This window comes from Duganella sp. GW821-FHT07G03, from assembly GCF_059418605.1.
Genome location: NZ_JBWKQE010000018.1, coordinates 38,236 through 58,594, shown reverse-complemented (window position 1 = coordinate 58,594; position 20,359 = coordinate 38,236). Strand labels below are relative to the sequence as shown.

Here is a 20,359-nt window from a genome sequence, read left to right as displayed (position 1 = left end):
CCCGCAGCCTCTGCGGGCGTTGCCACATTCAAGGAACACCCATGAAAAAATGCATGATCGTGGCCGCCATCGCGCTGGCCTACGGCGCCGCGCAGGCCGCCGCCGCACCAGCGGCTCCACGCGCCGAGAACGCCTTCCTGTCGCAAGCCGACGCCGCCGCCCGCTCGGCGCGCGTGGCCAATGTCGACTACACGCTGGACTTCATCTTGACCGGCAAGGAAACCTTCTCCGGCACCACCACCTTGAGCTTCGACCTGAGCGACGCCGGCGCGCCGCTGACCATCGACCTCGACAAGGCCACCATCCTCAGCCTGACCGTCAACGGCAAGCAAGTGGCGCCGCAATACAACCAGTGGTTCATCACCATCGCCCCGGCCGAGCTGAAGGCCGGCCGCAACAGCGTTACCATCAGCTACACGCGCCTGCACAGCACCAATGGCGAGGGCTTGCACCGCATGGTCGACCCGGTCGACCACCGCGTCTACACTTACTCGCACTTCGAGCCGGCCGCCGCGCACCAGATGTTCCCGGTGTTCGACCAGCCCGACCTGAAGGGCACGTATGAAATCACCGTCACCGCGCCGGCCGACTGGGTGGTGTCGTCGACCAAGCGCGAGACCGGCATCCAGGACATCGGCAACACCAAACGCTGGACCTTCCCGCGCACCAAGAAGCTGAGCTCGTACAACTTCGCCATGCACGCCGGCCCGTACAAGGTGTGGGAAGACCACGGCGGCCCGTACCCGATGCGTTTGTTCGCGCGCCAGTCGGTGGCGTCGCAGGTGTCGCCGCAGGACTGGTTCAACTACACCCGCCGCGGCCTGAAGTTTTTTGACCAGTACTTCGGCGTGCCCTACCAGTTCGAGAAGTACGACCAGCTGCTGGTGCCGGACTTCCTGTACGGCGCGATGGAAAACGCGGCCGCGATCACCTTCGCCGAACGCGGCTTCCTGTACCAGGACGAGATGACGGCGGCGCAGAAGCAAAGCCTGGCCGGCGTCATCATGCACGAGATGGCGCACCAGTGGTTCGGCGACCTGGTGACGATGAAGTGGTGGAACGGCCTGTGGCTGAACGAAAGCTTCGCTTCCTTCATGGGCACGCTGGCCACGGCCGAATCGACCGAGTTCAACAACGCCTGGCAGGGCTTCTACTCGGGCGCCAAGCAGGGCGCCTACGTGCAGGACCAGCGCGTGACCACGCACGCGATCGAAACGCCGGTGCCGTCCACCGCCAACGCCTTCGACAACATCGACGCCATCACCTACTCCAAGGGCGCGTCGACGCTGAAGCAGCTGCGCCACCTGCTGGGCGAGGAAGTGTTCCGCCAGGGCGTGCACAACTACCTGGTCAAGTACTCGTATCAAAATGCGAAGCTGGACGACTTCATCGGCAGCCTGGGCGAGGCCGCGCACCGCGACCTCGGCGGCTGGACCAAACAGTGGCTGTACGAGCCGGGCGTGAACACCATCGCGGCCGAATTCAGCTGCGCCGGCGGCAAGATCGGCAGCTTCCATCTGCGCCAGAGCGCGCCAAGCAAGGCGATGCCGACGCTGCGCGAACAGCGCGTGCAGATCGCCCTGTTCAACCTGGGCGCGGACGGACTGAAGCTGGGTAAGAACGTCGCCGTCACCTACAAGGGCGCCAACACCGCCGTGCCGGAACTGGCGGGCGCGGCCTGCCCGGACCTGGTCTATCCGAACTACCAGGACTGGGGCTATGCGCAAGTGCAGCTGGACAAAAAATCCTTCGCTACCGCGCAGTCCAGCCTGGGCAAGGTGGACGATCCGCTGCTGCGCTCGATGCTGTGGCAAAGCCTGTGGGACGGCGTGCGCGCCGCCAAGCTGCCGCTCAACGAGTTCCTGAGCACCGTGCTGGCCAACGCGCCGGGCGAGAAGGACTACACGCTGCTGGGCGACGTCACCAGCAAGATCCGCAGCGCCAAGGCCTACCTCGATGAGATGGGGCCGTCGGTGGCCGGTTACCAAGGCCAGATGGCGACGCAGCTGGAGCAGATGGCGTTCGCCGCCACCCTGGCCGCCAGCGGCGACAACAACTTCCAGCGCCGCTGGTTCGCGACCTATTTGGACATCGCCGGCACCCCGGCCGCGCTGGCCCAGCTGGCCGACATCCTCGGCGGCAAGCTGGTGGTGCCGGGCCTGAACGTCAGCCAGGACGTGCGCTGGGACATCGTCAACCGCCTGAACCGCTACGCCCATCCGGGCGCGGCGGCCCTGCTGGCGGCGGAACAGGAGCGCGACAAGTCCGACAGCGGCCAGGCCGCCGCGCTGGGCGCGACCGTGGTGCAGCCGGACGCCAAGGTCAAGGCCGAATGGCTGGCCCAGATCACCGACCCGCAAACCAAGCTGCCGTTCTCGAAGATCCGCCGGGCGATGGAAAACATGTATCCGGCCGGGCAGGGCGCGTTGGGCGAGCTGAGCGCCAATCAGCGCCTGGCCCAGCTGGCGCAGGTCGACAAGGCCGCCGGCCCGGTCTTCATGCGCTCCTATGCCAACATGATGATACCGGCCAGCTGCACGCCGGCCAGCGTGCAGCGGCTGCAGGCGGCGGTCGCCAAGTTGAAGGACTTGTCGGCCGGCACCCGGCGCGCGCTGCTGGTGACGCATCAGGAAGACGAACGTTGCGTGGCCATCAAGAAGGCGATGACGGTCAACTAACCTCGACAGCTGAAAAAAACGACCCGCGCGCCGCAAGGCCCGCGGTTTTTTTTTATGGCTGGGCGTTTTCCAGGTTCAACACGCAGTGGCCGGCGCGGCAGACGGCGCCGGGATCCACCGCCAGCATGCAGTTCGACAGCATGTGGCCGCGCTTGTCTTCCTCGACGCGGGCGGCGGCGTGCTGCGCGACCAGCTGCTTGAGTTGTGCGCCATCCTGCGCGCGCTCGGACCAGGCGATGTAGCGCTCCGGTCCGCCGCAAGCCTTGGCGCCGACGGCGATGCTGTGGCATTGGCTGTCGCGGTCGCAGCCGGTGTCGGCGTTCCGGGCCTGGATTTTTTGCCACAGCGATGCGGCGCTTGGGGGGGCGGGCGGCGCGCTGCCGCAGGCGGCGGCGATCAGCATCAGCGCGCCGGCGGCGGCCAGGCGCAGGGGGAGGAGGTTGGTTTTCATGTCCACATCATGATCCTGTCCGCCAGGCTTTACAAGCGCTCGCTCAAGCGGGCCTTGCGCGCCATGCCGTCCGGGCCGAACAGGATGACGAAGTCGGCATAGCGCGCTGCGCCATCCTTGGCCGGCCTGAGCGACGGATAGCGGTAGCGCCAGACCTGGTAGCCGCTGTCGAAGCGGATCACGCTGGCCGGTCCCAGCGCGGCCTGCATCTGCTGCGTGCTGCGGTGGTCGTCGGCCACGGCGATGTCGGCGGCGCCGGGCGGATCGTCCTGGTAGCTCAACTCCAGCAGCGTGTCGTCGGACCAGCCGTGGTCCCACAGCGGCGCGTAGAAGCTGCGGTCCAGCAGCACCTGGCAATCGCAGTAGGGCAGGGTGGCCGGCGTCTGCGTGCCGCCGGCGTACAGCAGGTCGAACGGCAGCGCTGCGCTGCGGGCGCCGTCGTGCAGCGTGATGGCGAACAGGGGACGCTCGCTGAAGAACAGGTAATTGCCTTGCGGCGTAGCGCAGACGCGGTCGGCGTCGGTGAGCAGCTCGCCCAGCCAGGCGAACAGCTGGTCGTTGTTCGACAGCAGCCCGGCCTGCACGCCGACCTTGCATTCCAGCCGCAAATCGCCCAGCCGCCGCATGCCGGCCGGCACGCTGGGACTGCGCACGCGGGCGCGCCAGGTCAGCGTGCTGGTCTTGCTGCTGGCGACCAGGGCGGCGTCTTCCTTCAGCGCCTGGGTGTTGAGTTCCAGCGTGAAGGTGTGGTCGGGCGCCACCGGCACCGGCAGCGACACTGTGTCGCCGGCCACGCGCAGGGTGATGCCGGCTAGCCGGGTGGTGGGCAGGCGCGGCAGCAGTTCGAAGCGCAGCGCGGCCTGCGGCGCCAGCGCATGCTCGCGCTCGAAGCGCTGCATGCCGGCGATCATCTTGCGGTAGGATTTGTCGACCGGGTCGCGCGTGGCCGTGACCGTCACGCGCGGCGGCGCGGCGTCCTGGCCGTGGGCGGCGCCGGCCAGCGCCGCGGCCAGCAGCCATGCAAGGACTGGATTGCGCATCGCCGCTTTCTCCGTCTAAAACCCGATGGTAGGGCGTTGTACGGTTCGGCGGCGCACCGCACGCCTGCTTAGATGTGGTTCAACTGCCAGGTGCCGGCGCCGCCGCCGGGCATGCTCCACGTGCCCTGGATGCTCAACGGCGAGTCGAACTTGCCGCCGAACGAGGGACCCGAAGCGCCGCCCGCGCCCAGCGAGAACGTCACGTTGCCATTGGCGTCGATCAGGCCATGGATGGTGAACTGGCCGCCGCCGCAGGATGCGTCCAGTACGCCGTCGGGAGAGATCTGGCCGGTGCAGCTGCCGCTGTAAGGGCCCGCATAGGAGCCGCTCCAGCCGCCGGCGAAACGCTGGACATTGAGCAGGCTGCGCCCGCTCCCGGCCTGCGCATAGCCTTGCAGTTCCACCACGGTGCTGGACGAACCGACCTTGCCGGTCGCCGAGGTGCTGGTCCTGATGTTGCTGGTTTTGATGAGGCGATGGCTGTTCGTGTCGAGCCAGTTGGTGCTTTCATCGACCAGCGTCGCGCCGTTGGCATACTTGTAGCTGGAGCTGAGGGATACTTTCGCGGTCTGGAAGGTGCCGGCCGCTACCGTCACCGATTCCATCGCGAGCACGGTGGTGTTCGATATGGCGGAGGTCAGCGGGCTGCCGGTGCAATTGCCCGCAACGGCGGCGACCATGGTGCGGGTCCAGCTGGCGCCGGCCACCAGCTCGCGCTGGCTGGTGTTGTAAGTCGACTGGTAGCTGCGCGTACAGCCGCTCTTGGCGCTGCTGTCGGCGTCGCCGTCGGCCAGGACGTGCTCCAGCATGTGCGGCGCGGCCGGGCTTTCCTCGACGTCGGTTTCGGTCCAGGCGCCGTTCGCTTCCACCTCGGTCACGACGGCGGTGTACCAGTAGGGCGTGCTGGTTGGCGTGCTGGCGCCGGTGGTGGTGTAGATCTCTTTGTAGGAATAGAAGTCGCCCAGCGATGGCGTCAGGCGCGCCGGCGTGCGGGTGTCGAGCGCCGGAGCGGTGGAGGCGCCGCCGCCGCAGGCGCTCAGCAAGGCGGCGATGCCCAGGATGGAAATGGTGCGTAACATGATGCCCTTTTGTAGAAAGGGCGCCATCTTAAAGGCTGGCCTGCGGATTGTCTAGTTTGCAACCTGCTGCTCGATCCAGCGCAGCAGCTCGCGGCCGAACACGCGGGTGCGGGCGGTGTCGAGCTGGCGTTTCTTGTAGGCGTCGTGGCTGGCCGGGCCGGTCAGGCTGCGCTGGTAGCTGGCCTCGTCCATCAGCTGGATCTCGTACTCGAAGAAGAAACCGACGTCGTAGTCCTGCTCCGGCCCGGCGTCGAGCTGCTGCACGTGGATCATCTTGCGCACCGTGACCTGGATGCTGTTGAAGCCGCTGCCGCTGTGCGGATTGTCGCAACGGGTCTGCGGCTGCGCCAGTTCGGCCAGTTCGGCGTCCATGGTTTGCAGCAGTTCGGCCGGATACTGGTCGCTGTGCTCGAGCTGGGCGCGGTATTTGTTGAAGATCAGCTTGGCCGCCTCCAGGTCCAGCAGGGTGTTGCGGGTGCGCTCGGCGTCGACGTTGGTGACCGACAGCAGGTGCGCCCGCTGCAGCGTGCGCAGCGCCAGCAGGCATTCGAAGCGGGTGGCGAACACCAGCCGCACGCCCAGGTGGTCGAAGATGTCGGCCGCCAGGTAGGCGGCTTTTTGCAGCAGCTTGAGCAGGATGCTGCTGCGGCCCTTGTTGTCCTTGCGGTCGTAGTGCAGCATCGGCAGGCAGACTTCGCCGTCGGTCAGGTAGTGGCGGTCGCCGTCATGGCGTATCACCTCGTCCAGCGAGCCGAACACCTGGGCGCGGATGGCGTGGAAGTGGCGCAGCTTGAGGTTGTTGTCGATGTAGAAGATGCCGTGCATGACCTTCAGCACCGCGCACGACCACATGCGCCGCACGTCCACATGCTGGCCGCGCAGCGAGGCATACACCAGCAGCTCCAGCGGGTCGTCGGGGTGGCTGACGTCGGCCGGAATCAACGCCGCCTGCTCGGGCGTGAGGAAGCTGCCGGTGATGAAATCGATGGCCTCGCGGTGGGCGCGCTGGATCAGCGCGGTCGCGGCCGGCTGGTCCAGGTCGAAGCCGTACTCGCGCACGAACTGGTGGGCGTCGTGCAGGTTGCGCAACGCCAGCGCCCCCAGGTCGATTGCCGACACCCCGTTGGCAATCGCGTTGAGATAACTCCAGTTGAGCGAGAACTTGCCCCCGCTCTTGAGCGAGGCTTTGAGTGCGGTCATGGCATCAGGCAAGGGCTGCGATGATTCAGTATCGCAGTCCGCTTGATCAGCGTCAATGCTGCACCGCCGCACGGTCCCTTACAGCGCCGGCCGCTTTTCCCAGTTGACGAATTCCTGCGTGAACAGGATTTTCGCGGTGTGGAAGAACACCGTGATCGAATAGTCCACCGTGAGCTTGGCCGGCAGGCTGCGGCCTTCGCTGTCGGTATGGTAGAGCACGGTGAAATTGATTGCTTTGATGCCTGGCATGGGAATATTGGCCAGGACGCCGGCCACCTTGACCAGCGCGCCGCTGGCCGGGTCCAGCCAGATCTTCGCGGTGATCGGCGCCTTGCCGTTGATGAAACGGCTGTGGACTTCATACAGGTTCAGCGCACGATTGTCGATGGACGCCGCTCCCAGCGAGACGATGGATTCGGGCGTCTGCAGCAGTTCCTCGGGATGGTTGGCGAAGCGTTCGGCCAGCGCCAGCCCCATCGAGGATTTTTTAGGCGGCTCGCTGCCGTCGAGTGCCATACGGGCTGGCGTGCCATTTTTTTCCCAGCGCTGGATGTGGGTCCGGTAGGAACCGGTTTCCGGCACATCGTCGCCGGGCAGTTCGTAATTGGTGGCGATCTCGTTGCCCACCAGGCCGGTGTTTTTGTGCAGCTGGGTTTGCACCAGCGTCCACGGATCGGCGGCGCAGGCGCTGCGCATGGCCAAGGCGCAGAGAAAAAGCAGGGATATTTGCACGCAGCGTCGGTTCATTTTCATGCAAGCAAGTCTATCAGCAAAGATGTGTGAGTTGTGAAAAAATAAACCCGCGTTCCGCTGCCGCGCCAGCGCCGCCGACGCCGGTTTATCTCTACAATGTGCCGATCCCATTGAACGAAAGGAGTCCGCATGTCCTTCCTGATTGTGCTAGCCGCACTGGTGTTCCTGATGCTGGCCGCGTATCGCGGCTACAGCGTCATCTTGTTCGCGCCGGTGGCGGCGCTGGGGGCGGTGCTGCTGACCGATCCGGGCGCGGTGGCGCCGGTGTTCAGCGGCATCTTCATGGAAAAAATGGTCGGCTTCGTCAAGCTGTACTTCCCGGTGTTCCTGCTGGGCGCCGTGTTCGGCAAGCTGATCGAGTTGTCCGGCTTTTCCGAAGCCATCGTGGTGGCGGCGATCAAGTACATCGGCCGCTCGCGCGCCAACGCCGTCATCGTCGCCGTGTGCGCCTTGTTGACGTATGGCGGCGTGTCGCTGTTCGTGGTGGTGTTCGCGGTCTATCCGTTTGCCGCCGAGCTCTATCGCCAGAGCAACATCCCCAAGCGCCTGATGCCGGGCGCGATCGCGCTGGGCGCGTTCTCGTTCACCATGGACTCGCTGCCGGGCACGCCGCAAATCCAGAACATCATTCCCACCACCTTCTTCAAGACCACCGGCTGGGCGGCGCCGTGGCTGGGCGTGATCGGCTCGCTGTTCATCCTGGTGGTCGGCCTGAGCTTCCTGGAATGGCGGCGCCGCGCGGCCATGGCCAAGGGCGAAGGCTACGGCGCCAGCGCCGCCAAGGACGCCGTGCGCGCCGCCAGCACCGGCCTGCCGCACCCGCTGCTGTCGGTGGCGCCGCTGCTGCTGGTGGGCGTGGCCAACTTCATGCTGACCAAGCTGATCCCCGGCTGGTACGGCGACAGCTACGCGCTGACCATCGAAGCGCTGCCCGGCCTGCACGCGCCGGTGGCGGTGCCGATCAAGACCGTCATCGGCATCTGGGCGGTGGAGGGCGCGCTGTTGCTGGGCATCCTGCTGGTGGTGGCGACCGCCTTCGGCCGCATCCGCGGCACCTTCGCCGAGGGCACCAAGGCGGCGGTCGGCGGCGCGCTGCTGGCGGCGATGAACACCGCCTCCGAGTACGGCTTCGGCGGCGTCATCGCTTCGCTGCCGGGCTTCCTGGTGGTCAGCGACGCCCTGCGCAGCGTGCCCAATCCGCTGGTCAACGCGGCGGTGTCGGTCAGCTCGCTGGCCGGCATCACCGGCTCGGCCTCGGGCGGCATGAGCATCGCGCTGGCGGCCATGGCGGACGCCTTCGTCAAGGGCGCGCAGGCGGCCCATATCCCGCTGGAGGTGCTGCACCGGGTGGTGGCGATGGCCAGCGGCGGCATGGACACCTTGCCGCACAACGGTGCCGTCATCACGCTGCTGGCGGTCACCGGCCTGACCCACCGCGAATCCTACAGGGAGATCTTCGCCATCACGCTGATCAAGACCACGGCGGTGTTCTTCGTCATCGCGGTGTACTACCTGACCGGGCTGGTGTGACGCGCTAGCCGTCGAGCATGCCGTGCACGCTGTAGCTCATCATGGCGAGGAAGGCCACCAGCCCGAGGTAGAGCACGCCGTAGTTGATGCGGGTCTCGCGCGCCACCTCGTAGTACTGCGCGGGTTTGCCGGGATCGCCCCAGATCGCCGTCTTGATCTGCGGGTAGGCCAGCACGGCCACCAGGATCAGCATCGGGCTGGGACTGTAGAAGAACAGCGCCGCCAGCAGCGGCACGCCGGCCAGCCATACCTTGGGCGAGATGATGGCCGTGATGCGGCCGCCGTCCAACGGCGAGATCGGGATCAGGTTGAACAGGTTCAGCATGCAGCCCGAGTATGCCAGGGCCAGCAGCAGGCGGCTGTCGGTCTCGCGCGCCAGGAAATAGCAGGCCAGCGCGGCGGCGGTGCCGGCCAGCGGTCCGGCGAAGCCGATATAGGCCTCGGTCTCGACGTCGTGCGGCAGCTCCTTCAAGGCGATCCAGGCGCCGACGAAGGGAATGAAGGTGGGGGCGCCGACGTCCAGCCCGCGTTGTCGCGCCGCCACGTAATGCCCCATCTCATGGATGAAAATCAGCAGCACGAAGCCGACCGCGTAGCGCCATCCGAACACCCAGCTGTACACCACCATCGACACCAGCATGGTGCCGCAGGTGGTCAGCAGCTTGCCCATTTTGCCGGCGGCCAGCAGCCACACGATCAGCTTGCCCATCGCTTCAATCCCGCTTGCTCAGATCGACGCCCGGCGCTTCGCTGGCGGCCGCTGTCTCCCGCCGGCGGCCCAAGACCTTGTACACCCAGCTGCCGACGGCGGCGATGCCGATCAGGATGATTTTCTTGAACGCCAGCAGCAGCGCGAACATCTTGCCGAAGAAGCCCAGCTTGGCCGCGATGCCGCCGGCCACCAGCGCCGCCAGGCCGTACTCGGCGACCTTGTCGGTCTTGCTGTCGAAGTCGCTGTAGCGGTTGCCCGGCGTGAAGTCGGTGAAGGCGGTGACGTTTTTCATTTCGTTCTTGACCTGTGCGATCTGCTCCATGCCGGCCACGGCGTTGAGCACCAGCACGCCCTCGCGGCCCAGCACGCGAATGTTGTAGTTCAAGCCGTTTTCCTTGCTGCCTTCGGTATGCAGCTCCTTGGCCCAGTACAGCTTGTGCTGCGCCTTGCTGTAGCTGGGCGGCTCGGCCCAGCCGATCAAGGTCATCGCCGCATAGCCCTGTTCCTTGCGCGCGGTGTTGTTATCGGCGATGCCTTCCTTCATCTGCGTCAGCAGCTCGGCGTAGTTGATGCTGTCGGCGTCGTCGTCCTTGACGTGCCCGTCCTTGTCGTAGGTGACGATCACGCCCCAGCCGGCCGCGCTCAGCGGGTCTACATCGGCCGGCAAGATCATGCCCAAGGTCTGCGCGCCCGGCGGATTGCCCCAGCCGTCGACCAGCACCTTGCTGGTGTCCTCCGGCGTCAGGTAGCGGAAGCTGGGTGGCAGGTCCAGCGTGGCGATATTGCCGGGCAGGGTGATTTTTCCGGTCTGGAAATGCAGCCCGGCCAGGAATTCCTGGGCCGTCACTTTGGGGGCCGGGGCCGCGTCGGGCGCGGCGGCAGCTGGCAGCTGCGCGCCCAGGGTCAGGCTCAACAGGGTTGCGAGGATCAGGCGCATCGTTACTCCTTGTAAGAAAGGCTATATCTTACAGGAAACTATTGCGTATTTGGTAATTACTTCCAGTGGCGCCAAGTGTGGAAAAAAGGGTACGCGCCACCGGATTGCTCGCTAGTTGATTTCATGTCAGTATTGCCTCGCAGTTTAATTAAAATAATTTCGGAGACAGATTTGAAAAACACCATGTTCATTTGTTCGCTGGTCGCCGCCGCTACCGCACAGGCAGCCGGCGTTCCGGAGTTCGATGCCAGGCATTTGTCGCAAGACGTCAAAGTGCTGGCGTCGGATGAATACGAGGGCCGCGGCCCGAATACGGCCGGCGAAACCAAGACCGTCAACTACCTGATCGAGCAATTCAAGGCGGCCGGACTGCAGCCGGCCGGCGACCTGCTCAAAGGCCAGAAGACCCAGCGCAGCTGGACCCAGGATGTGCCGCTGGGCCGCTTTGAAATCAAGGGCCCGGTCAAGCTGGTGCTCAGCGACGGCGCCACCCGGCAGGAACTCAGGCAGGGCGACGACATGGCCGTGCGCGCCGCCATGAACGGCAGCAAGCAGGTCGACTTCCGCAACGCGCCGCTGGTGTTCGTCGGCTACGGCGTCAACGCGCCCGAGCGCAAGTGGGACGACTTCAAGGGCTTCGACCTGCGCGGCAAGCTGGCCGTGGTGCTGATCAACGATCCCGATTTCGAGACCGGCATCGGCGACTTCGGCGGCAAGGCCATGACCTACTACGGCCGCTGGACCTACAAGTATGAAGAGATGGCCCGCCGCGGCGCGCTGGGCACCATCATCGTGCACGAGACCGCGCCGGCATCCTACGGCTGGGCCACGGTGAAGAACTCCAACACCAACGTCATGTACGACATCGTGCGCAAGCAGCCGGCCATGGCGCACGCGCCTATGGAAGCGTGGATCCAGCGCGACCTGGCCATCGACCTGTTCAAGCGCGGCGGCCAGGACTTCGAGGCGCTGAAGAAGCTGGCGCAGACCCGCAACTTCAAGCCGGTGCAGCTCAAGGGCGTGAACCTGAGCGCCAGCTACGCGGTCGATACGCAAACCATCGTGTCGAAGAACGTGGCCGGCCGCGTGATCGGCAGCAGCGCGCCGGAACAGACCGTGCTCTACAGCGCGCACTGGGACCACCTGGGCGTCGGCCTGCCGGACGCCAAGGGCGACAAGATCTACAACGGCGCGGTCGACAACGCCACCGGCATCGCCGCCTTGCTGGAACTGGCGCGCGCCTACGGCAAGGCGCCGGCGCCGCAACGCAGCGTGGTGTTCCTGGCGGTGACGGCCGAGGAGAAGGGCTTGCTCGGCTCCGAGTACTATGCCGCCTATCCGCTGTATCCGCTGGCCGAGACGGCCGGCGTGATCAACATGGATGCGCTCAGCCCGTACGGCCCGGCGCGCAACTTCACCATCTCCGGCAGCGCCAAGCTGGACCTGCTGGACCAGCTGATCGCCAAGGCCAAACAGATGGACATGGCCTACGCGCCCGATCCGAAACCGGAAGCGGGCCACTTCTTCCGCTCCGACCACTTCCCGTTCGCCAAGCGCGGCGTGCCGGCGATTTCCTTCGGCTCCGGCGACGACTGGATCGACGGCGGCCTGGCGGCCGGCCACAAGGCGGAAGAGGACTACAACAGCAACAACTACCACCAGCCGTCGGACGAGTGGAGCGCGGCCTGGCCGTTCACCGGCATGGCGCACGACCTCGGCCTGTTGTACGGCCTGGGCCGCGACCTGGCCGATTCCGGCGCCTGGCCGAACTGGGCCCAGGACGCCGAATTCCGCGCCACCCGCGACGCCAGCTCGGCCAAGCGCAAGTAGTCGCCAATTTAACTAAAAAGCAATAGAATGCTTGCGCACCCGCTTCAATGCCGGTGCGCTTTTTTTTGCCGCCCGCCTTTCCTACCGAGGAGATTCCGCATGACCCTGTCCTTACGCCGCACCATCCTGGCGGCTTCGATTGCCCTGTTGTCCGCCGGCGGCGCGCTGCACGCCGCCGAGCCGGCCAAGTCCGTCAAAGCCGAGATCGCCATCCCCGATATCCCGTACACCAAATTCGTGCTGAAGAACGGCCTCACCGTACTGGTCCATGAAGACCACAAGACGCCGGTGGTGGCGGTCAACACCTGGTACCACGTCGGTTCCAAGAACGAGAAGGCCGGCAAGACCGGCTTCGCCCACCTGTTCGAACACCTGATGTTCAGCGGCAGCGACCACTTCAACCAGGGCACCTTCATCAACGCCATGGAGCGCATCGGCGCGACCAACCTGAACGGCACCACCAACAGCGACCGCACCAACTATTTCGAGAACGTGCCGACCTCGATGCTGGACTACACCCTGTTCGCCGAGAGCGACCGCATGGGCCACCTGCTCGGCGTGCTGGATCAGAAAAAGCTGGACCTGCAGCGCGGCGTGGTGCAGAACGAAAAGCGCCAGGGCGAGAACCAACCCTACGGCGTGGCCTACCAGCTGCTGACGGAAAACACCTGGCCGGCCGGCCACCCGTATTCGTGGACCGTGATCGGCTCGATGAAGGACCTGGACGCGGCCTCGATGACGGACGTGCAGGAATGGTTCAAGACCAACTACGGCCCCAACAATGTGACCCTGGTGCTGGCCGGCGACATCACGCCGGAACAGGCGCGCGAGAAGGTCGAGAAATACTACGGCGAGATCCCGGCCGGCCCGCCGCTGGCCAGGCATGAAGCGTGGATCGCCAAGCGCAGCGGCACCCACCGCGGCACCGTGCAGGACCGCGTGCCGCAGGCGCGCATCTACCGCGTGTGGAACGTGCCGGGCGCGAACACCGCCACCGAGCCGCTGCTGGACCTGGCCGCGCACGTGCTGGGCGGCGGCAAGACCTCGCGCTTCTACAAGCGCCTGGTGTACAAGGACCAGCTGGCCACAAGTGCCAGCGCCGGCAACGACTCGTCGGAAATCGCCGGCCAGTTCGACCTGACGCTGACCGCCCGTCCCGGCGTCGACACCCGCAAGCTGGAGCAGGCCGCCGACGAAGAGCTGCGCGCGCTGATGAAGTCCGGCCCCACCGCGGCCGAGCTGGAGATCGCCAAGACCGCGCTGCTGGCGCGCTACACCCGCATCGTCGAGCGCGTCGGCGGCTTCGGCGGCAAGAGCGACCTGCTGGCCTCCTGCGCCACCTACACCGGCAAGCCGGACTGCTACAAGGACTACCTGAAGGCCATCAAGGCGGCCACGCCGGCCGCCATCAAGCAAGCCATGAACGAATGGCTGGCCGACGGCGACTACGTGCTGGACGTGCAACCTTTCCCGACCAACCTGTCCGCCGGCGCCAAGCTGGACCGCAGCGCGGCGCCGGCCCTGGGCCAGCCTGAATCGCTGAAGCTGCCGGCCATGCAGAGCGCCACGCTGTCGAACGGCCTGAAGGTGGTGCTGGCCGAGCGCCACAGCGCGCCGGTGGTCAACCTGTCGATGATGGTCGACGCCGGCTACGCCTCCGACTCGCAGGACCTGCCCGGCCTGGCCAGCCTGTCGCTGCGCATGCTGGAAGAGGGCACGCCGGCGCGCGGCTCGCTGAAGATCAGCGAGGAGTTCGAGGCGCTGGGCGCCGAGTACTCCGCCTACAGCAACCTGGACGGCGCCTTCGTCCAGCTCAACGCGCTCAAGGCCACGCTGCCGAAAGCGCTGGACATCTACGCCGACGTGCTGCTGCATCCGGCCTACGCCCAGAACGAGCTGGACCGCCTGAAGAAGGACCGGCTGGCGGCGATCGCGCGCGAGAAGAGCAATCCGCAACTGATGGCGCTGCGCGTGATGCCGGGCCTGATCTACGGCCAGGGCCACGCCTACGGCCTGCCGCTGACCGGCTCCGGCACCGAGGCGGCCGTGGCGCGCATGACGCGCGACGACCTGGTCAAGTACCACCAGAGCTGGTTCAAGCCCAACAACGCCACCCTGCTGGTGGTGGGCGACACCACGCTGGCGGACATCACGCCGCTGCTGGAAAAAACCTTCGGCGGCTGGAAGGCCGGCGCGGTGCCGAAGAAGAACGTGGCCCAGGTCGCGCCGGCCGACCAGCCGGTGGTCTACCTGATGGACAAGCCGGGCGCGCAGCAAAGCGTGATCTACGCCGCGCAGCTGGCGCCGCCGCGCAACGCGCCGGAAGCGGTGCCGCTGCAAGTGGTCAACAACATCTTCGGCGGCAGCTTCAGCTCGCGCATCAATATGAACCTGCGCGAAGACAAGCACTGGTCGTATGGCGTGAACGCCAGCCTGCAGCCGGCGGTGGGCCAGCGCCTGTACCTGAGCACCTCGCCGGTGCAGACCGACAAGACCGGCGCGGCCTTGCAGGAACTGGTGCAGGAGTACGCCAACATCGCCGGCGCCAAGCCGATCACCGCGGCCGAGCTGAGCAGCGCGCAGGAAAACGAGACCCTGCGCCTGCCTGGCTCGTTCGAGACCGCCGGCCAGCTGGCCGGCGCCTACGGCACCATCCTGCAGTACCGGCTGCCGGCCGACTATTTCAACACCTTCACCGGCACCGTGCTGGCGATGACGCCGGAGCAGGCCAACGCGCTGGCGGCGCGCACCATCACGCCGGGCAAGCTGACCTGGCTGGTGGTGGGTGACATGAGCAAGGTTGAAGCCGGTGTGCGCGCCCTGAACCTGGGCGAAGTGCGCAAGATCGATACCGACGGCCATCCGCTACCCTAAGCGCCTGGCGCGCTAGCGTCCCCGCCGGCCCCGGCCGCGTCGCCTGACGTGTCCGGGGCCGGTTTTTTTTGTGGCGCGGATGCAGCGGAATATTTACTACATTGCAAATTTCATTGTATTTTGATAATTTTAGTGTACAAAATGCATCAAATATGATCTACTTGGATCTCTTGGCCTCATCCGGTTTTTGTCCCACTTCGCAAGGAGTACCAGTTATGAACAAGACGATACGCGCCGCGCTAGTAGCGGTCTCGGCAACACTGAGCATGGGTGGCGCCGCGCAGGCGGCCAACCTGGTGGTCAACGGCAGTTTTGAAGATCCCGGCTTCGCCTTGCCGGCGGGCTCCTACTGCTACCTGGGCGGCCCCTACGATTGCGGCAGCGTCAACGGCTGGACCGGCGGCTTCCCGCTGATGCTGTCGAACAGCGGCCCATGGGGCAATCCCAACACGCCGGACGGCAATGTGCTGATCGGCATCCAGGGCACCAGCTTTATCCAGCAGACGCTGAACCTGGCACCCGGCACCTACAAGCTATCCTGGATGGACGCCGGCCGCGGCAATTATGGCGGGCCGACCGAGACCTACCAGGTCGTCGTTGGCGGCAACGTGATGAGCGTCGAGTCGGTCAACTACGGTGCGGGCTGGACGGCCAAGTCGCTGACCTTCAGCGCGACCGGCGCCACCACCTTGAGTTTTGCCGGCCAGACCAACTACGATGCCACCGCCTTCATCGATAAGGTGGAGGTCAACGCCGTGCCGGAACCGCAAACCTACGCCATGCTGCTCGGCGGCCTGGGCCTGGTAGGCTGGGCGGCGCGCCGCAGGACCCGCGCCGCAGCCTGAGCACGACGCTGTCGCCGGTCAACGCCGTCCAAGCCCGTCAGCCGAGTACCGGCTTGCGGGCTTTTGTTTGGGCGCGCGGACGCCAGGCCGATACCGAAGCGCGTATCGGCGGCGCTAAAAATGTGATTGGAGGGATTTTCATTCGCCCCGTAGCATGCGATGAAAACATAACGAGAATTGCCCCTCAATCGCAACGGAGACAACCATGAAGCGTCTACTGTCTTGCCTGGCCATGCTGCTCGGCCTGGCCTGTTCCACCTTGTCCGCGCACGCCGCCATCACCATGAACACCAGCGTGCAATACCAGATCAAGAACGTCAACAGTGGCCTGCTGCTGGGGATAGACGGCGCCAGCCAGGCCGCCGGTTCCAAGGTGGTCCAGTGGGCCGACAACGGCACCGCCGACCATCTGTGGCACTTCATGCCGATGGGGAATGGCCAGTACAACATCGAGAACATGCTGACCCACCAGGTGCTGGGCGTGGCCAACGCCGGCACCGCCGACGGCGCGCAAATCGTCCAGTGGGCCGACAACGGCACCAGCGATCACCTGTGGATCGTCACCCAGGCCGCCAGCGGCAACTTCCTGATCCAGAACGTCAACAGCGGCAAGTACCTGGAGGTGTACCAGGCCAGCAACCTGAACACCGCCACCATCGACCAATGGGCGTCGACCGGCTGCACCTGCCAGGAATGGCAGCTGGTCAATACCAAAGTCAGCCCCTACCCGGCGCCGCGCACCGTCAGCGGCGACGGCAGCTTCGTCCACGACCCCTACATGTTGCGTGACGCCGGCGGCAAGTACTGGCTGTACGGCAGCCACCAGACGCTGGCCACCTCGACCGACCTCAACACCTTCACGCCGTACACCAGTTGCACCACCACCCAGATGGGCGGCTATGCGCCGAACTGCCCGCCGATCGGGCCGGACTTCAGTTCCTGGAGCGGCCTGCAGACGCCGAAGGGATGGAACAGCGGCGCCAACACCGACATCTGGGCGCCCAGCCTGCTGCTGGTGAACGGCACCTATTACCAGTACTACTCGATTCCCTACCTGCCCAGTTCGGGCGCCGAGGCGGTGATCGGCGTCGCCACCAGCAGCGCGCCGCAAGGGCCGTGGACCGACCGCGGCTTCGTCACCAAGTCCTGGACCAGCAGCACCACGCCGCCGTCCGGCTTCACCACGACCACCGACAACGCGATCGATCCGGCGCCGTTCACCGACGCCAGCGGCAACTGGTGGATGGCCTGGGGCTCGTGGACCGACGGCACCCACCTGATGCAGCTCAATCCGGCCACCGGCCTGCAGTCGACCAGCAACACCACGGTCTACACGATCGCGCGGCGCGGCGCGCCGACGTCGGCCGAGGAGGGGCCGTTCATCTACTACTACAACGGCTACTACTATTACTTCGCGCCGATCAACGCCTGCTGCAGCAGCACCTCGCCTTACCGCACCATCGTCGGCCGCTCGACCAGCGTGACCGGGCCATATGTCGACCGCGGCGGCGTCGCGCTGACCGCCGGCGGCGGCACGATACTGCTCAGCACCCACGGCAACATCATCGGGCCCGGCGGCGGCAGCGTGTTCACCGACGCCGGCCACAACAACCAGCCGACCTTCGTCTATCACTACTACGACGGCAACAACAACGGCCGGCCGACGCTGGGCATCAATCCGCTCGGCTTCACCAGCGACGGTTGGCCTTATGTGATGTCGAACTAAGCCGGCCGCGCGGGCGGCGGCCTACAGCGTCTTGCTGCACAGCCGGAAGTCCGGATCGTCCTCGTAGGGACGGATCTGGAAACCCAGGCTGGCCATCAGCTTGAGCATGCCGCTGTTCTTGCACAGCACCAGGCCGTCGATCTCGCTCAGGCCCTTGTCGCGCGCCACGTCCATGATGCCCAGCATCAGCCGCGTGCCCAGGCCCTGGCCGCTGTAGCGGTCGTCCACCAGCAGCGAGAATTCGCAGCTGCTGAGGTCGGGATTGGCGATGTAGCGCGACACGCCGATGATGCTGTCGGTGTCGACGAAGTCGCCGTCCGGTCCCGGCGCGCGCTGGGTCAGCACCGCCACCAGCGCCATCTCGCGGTCGTAGTCGATCAGCGTGTAGCGCGCCAGCATCGGCACCGACAGCTCGCGCAGCGACGAGGCGAAGCGGTAGTAGCGCGATTTTTCCGACAGCCCGCGCACCAGCTCCTGCAGCATCGAGGCGTCGTCCGGCTGCACCGGGCGCAGCGTGTACTGGCCGCCGCCGCGCATCGGCCATTCCTGGGTGTAGCTGGACGGGTAGGGCAGGATCGCCAGGTGGCTGTAGCCGTGCGCCGACGGCGGCGCGGCGTCGATCACGATGCGGGCGTCGACCGCCAGCGCGCCGTGCTCGTCGACGATCAGCGGGTTGATGTCCATCTCGCGCAGCTGCGGCAGCGCGCACACCATTTCCGACACCCGCAGCAGCATCTGCTCGACCGCCTCGCGCTGCACCGGCGGCGCGCCGCGCCATTCGCCCAGCATCCCGGCCGAGCGCGTGCGGCCGATCAGGCGCTGCGCCAGGAACAGGTTGAGCGGCGGCAGCTCGACCGCGCGGTCGTTGATCAGCTCGATCATCGTGCCGCCCGCGCCGAAGGTGATCGCCGGCCCGAACAGCTGGTCGGTGACGACCCCGATGTACAGCTCGCGGCCGTGGCGCTTGCCGGCCATCTTCTGCACCGTGACGCCGTTGATGCGCGCCTCCGGCAGCAGGCGGCGCACGGTGGCCATCATGTCGCCGTAGCCGTCGCGCACGGCGGCGGCGTTGAGCAGGTTGAGCACCACGCCCTGCACGTCGGACTTGTGGGCGATGTCGGGCGAGTCGATCTTCAGTGCCACCGGGTAGCCCAGCTGGCTGGCGATCAGCATCGCCTCGCCGGCGCTGCGCGCCAAAATCGTCTGCGTGATCGGGATGTGGAAGGCCGCCAGCAGCGCCTTCGATTCCATTTCGGTGAGCACCTTGCGGCGTTCGGCCAGCACGCCCTCGATCAGCAGGCGGGCGCCGTCCAGGTCCGGCTGCGCCAATTGCGACAGCGGCGGCGGGGTCTGGTGCAGCAGCTGCTGGTTCTGGTAGAACGAGGCGATGTTGGAAAAGCCGTCGACCGCCGCCTCCGGCGTGCGGAAGGTGGCCACGCCGGCGGCGTTGAGCAGCTGGCGCGCCTCGGCCACCTGGCGGTCGCCCATCCAGCAAGTCAGCAGCGGCTTGCCTAGGCCGGCGTTGAGGGCGCCGACCGCCCGCGCCACCGCCGCCGGATCGCCACCCAGCTTGGGCGAATAAATCACCAGGATGCCGTCCACCTGGCTGTCGTGGCCGCAGGCCTGGACCGCCGCGCCGAAGGCGGCGGCGTCGGCCTCCTCCGACAGGTCGAGCAGGTTGACCAAGGTGGCGTGCGGCGGCAGCGAGGGCGCCAGCGCCTGCGCGCCCGCTTCCGACAAGGTCGCCAGTTGCAGGCCCAGCTCGGCGATCCAGTCGGCCGCCAGCACGCCGGGGCCGCCGCCGTTGGTGACCACGGCCAAGCGCGGCCCGACCGGACGGTAGCGCGAGGCCAGGCACTTGGCGGCCGAGAACAGCTGCACGAAGGTCTTCACCCGCACCGCGCCGGTGCGGCGCAGCGCGGCGTCGAACACCTCGTCGCTGGCGACGATGGCGCCGGAGTGGGTCAGCGCCGCCTGCGAGGCGGCCGCCACCTTGCCGGCCTTGAGCACCACCACCGGCTTGGTGTTGGCGGCGCCGCGCAGCGCCGACAGGAAGCGGCGGGCGTCGGTCACGCCCTCCATGTAGATGACGATGCTTTGCGTGGCCGGATCGGTGGCGAGGAAATCCAGCGTCTGCGCCAGGTCGACGGCGGTGTTGGCGCCCAGCGAGACCACGGTGGAAAAGCCCACCGCGTTCTGGCTGCCCCAGTCGAGGATGGCGGCGGTCAGCGCGCCCGACTGCGAGATCAGCGCCAGGCTGCCCGGCTGCGCCAGCTGGCCGGCGACGCTGGCGTTGAGGTGCAGGCGCGGCCGCTGGTAGCCCAGGCAGTTCGGCCCCAGCAGGTGGATGCCGTGCTTGCGGGCGATGCCGTGAAGCTCCCTGGCCTGCGCGCCGTCGACGCCGGCCGACAGGATCAGCGCGGCGCGGCACTGGATGCGGCCGGCCACTTCCAGCGCGAAGCTCAGCTCGTCGTTGGGCAGGGCGATCACGGCCAGGTCGGCGCGCGAGTGGGCCAGGTCGGCCAGGGTGCCGCTCATGCCGACGTCGAGGTAGGTCACCGGCCCGGTGTAGCCGCCTCGCTCCAGCTGGGCGCGGATGCCGCGGCCGTAGCAGGTCTGGCGCTCGGGCCGGTCCTGGCCGGCGAACACCACGATGGACTTGGGTGAGAACAGCGGCGTCAGGTAGTGGGTTTCCATGGGGGCA

At 66.6% G+C, this 20,359-nt stretch carries 14 protein-coding genes; 6 read left to right on the top strand and 8 right to left on the bottom strand.

From position 1 onward, the window contains the following. Positions 1 to 41 precede the first annotated feature (41 nt). Positions 42 to 2,678 (top strand): aminopeptidase N, encoded by a 2,637-nt coding sequence (gene pepN / locus AC07OK_RS21200; protein ID WP_494692142.1) that lies wholly within the window; start codon positions 42 to 44, stop codon positions 2,676 to 2,678. 52 nt (positions 2,679 to 2,730) lie between these two features. Here pepN and AC07OK_RS21195 read toward each other — a convergent pair whose 3' ends face one another. From AC07OK_RS21195 to AC07OK_RS21175, 5 genes are all read right to left on the bottom strand, one after another. Further along, positions 2,731 to 3,129, bottom strand: a complete 399-nt coding sequence (locus tag AC07OK_RS21195; RefSeq protein ID WP_494692141.1) for a hypothetical protein — start codon at positions 3,127 to 3,129, stop codon at positions 2,731 to 2,733. 29 nt (positions 3,130 to 3,158) lie between these two features. Further along, positions 3,159 to 4,169, bottom strand: coding sequence for a hypothetical protein (locus AC07OK_RS21190; protein ID WP_494692140.1), 1,011 nt, complete (start codon positions 4,167 to 4,169; stop codon positions 3,159 to 3,161). A 68-nt stretch (positions 4,170 to 4,237) separates the two neighbouring features. Continuing rightward, positions 4,238 to 5,248, bottom strand: coding sequence for a hypothetical protein (locus AC07OK_RS21185; protein WP_494692139.1), 1,011 nt, complete (start codon positions 5,246 to 5,248; stop codon positions 4,238 to 4,240). A gap of 51 nt (positions 5,249 to 5,299) precedes the next feature. Further along, positions 5,300 to 6,448, bottom strand: a complete 1,149-nt coding sequence (locus AC07OK_RS21180) for a TIGR04552 family protein (protein WP_494692138.1) — start codon at positions 6,446 to 6,448, stop codon at positions 5,300 to 5,302. Positions 6,449 to 6,526: 78 nt separating this feature from the next. Further along, positions 6,527 to 7,144, bottom strand: coding sequence for a hypothetical protein (locus tag AC07OK_RS21175; RefSeq protein ID WP_494692137.1), 618 nt, complete (start codon positions 7,142 to 7,144; stop codon positions 6,527 to 6,529). Between the two features lie 186 nt (positions 7,145 to 7,330). On the opposite strand from AC07OK_RS21175, the gene AC07OK_RS21170 reads away from it, so the two are divergent. Continuing rightward, complete coding sequence (locus tag AC07OK_RS21170) at positions 7,331 to 8,731, top strand: GntP family permease (protein WP_494692136.1); 1,401 nt, start codon at positions 7,331 to 7,333, stop codon at positions 8,729 to 8,731. Positions 8,732 to 8,735: 4 nt separating this feature from the next. Here AC07OK_RS21170 and AC07OK_RS21165 read toward each other — a convergent pair whose 3' ends face one another. Together AC07OK_RS21165 and AC07OK_RS21160 are read right to left on the bottom strand one after the other, a co-directional pair. Further along, entirely contained in the window at positions 8,736 to 9,440 is a 705-nt protein-coding gene (locus AC07OK_RS21165) for a site-2 protease family protein (RefSeq protein ID WP_494692135.1), read from the bottom strand. A 4-nt stretch (positions 9,441 to 9,444) separates the two neighbouring features. Then, positions 9,445 to 10,380 carry a DUF2167 domain-containing protein gene (locus AC07OK_RS21160; RefSeq protein ID WP_494692134.1) on the bottom strand — a complete coding sequence of 312 codons (936 nt, stop codon included), beginning with the start codon at positions 10,378 to 10,380 and terminating at the stop codon, positions 9,445 to 9,447. A gap of 183 nt (positions 10,381 to 10,563) precedes the next feature. On the opposite strand from AC07OK_RS21160, the gene AC07OK_RS21155 reads away from it, so the two are divergent. From AC07OK_RS21155 to AC07OK_RS21140, 4 genes are all read left to right on the top strand, one after another. Further along, on the top strand, positions 10,564 to 12,210 hold the full coding sequence (locus tag AC07OK_RS21155; RefSeq protein ID WP_494692220.1) for a M28 family metallopeptidase: 1,647 nt from the start codon (positions 10,564 to 10,566) through the stop codon (positions 12,208 to 12,210). 99 nt (positions 12,211 to 12,309) lie between these two features. Beyond that, the gene (locus AC07OK_RS21150; RefSeq protein ID WP_494692133.1) at positions 12,310 to 15,084 is read left to right on the top strand and encodes a M16 family metallopeptidase; all 2,775 of its coding nucleotides are present in this window, start codon (positions 12,310 to 12,312) and stop codon (positions 15,082 to 15,084) included. A 215-nt stretch (positions 15,085 to 15,299) separates the two neighbouring features. Beyond that, a complete protein-coding gene (locus tag AC07OK_RS21145; protein WP_494692132.1) occupies positions 15,300 to 15,929 on the top strand; it encodes an FxDxF family PEP-CTERM protein in 630 nt (209 codons plus the stop codon). A 205-nt stretch (positions 15,930 to 16,134) separates the two neighbouring features. Further along, positions 16,135 to 17,655, top strand: coding sequence for a family 43 glycosylhydrolase (locus AC07OK_RS21140; RefSeq protein ID WP_494692131.1), 1,521 nt, complete (start codon positions 16,135 to 16,137; stop codon positions 17,653 to 17,655). Between the two features lie 21 nt (positions 17,656 to 17,676). Here the strand turns inward: AC07OK_RS21140 and AC07OK_RS21135 are convergent, their stop codons facing one another. After that, complete coding sequence (locus tag AC07OK_RS21135) at positions 17,677 to 20,352, bottom strand: bifunctional acetate--CoA ligase family protein/GNAT family N-acetyltransferase (RefSeq protein WP_494692130.1); 2,676 nt, start codon at positions 20,350 to 20,352, stop codon at positions 17,677 to 17,679. Positions 20,353 to 20,359: the final 7 nt, after the last annotated feature.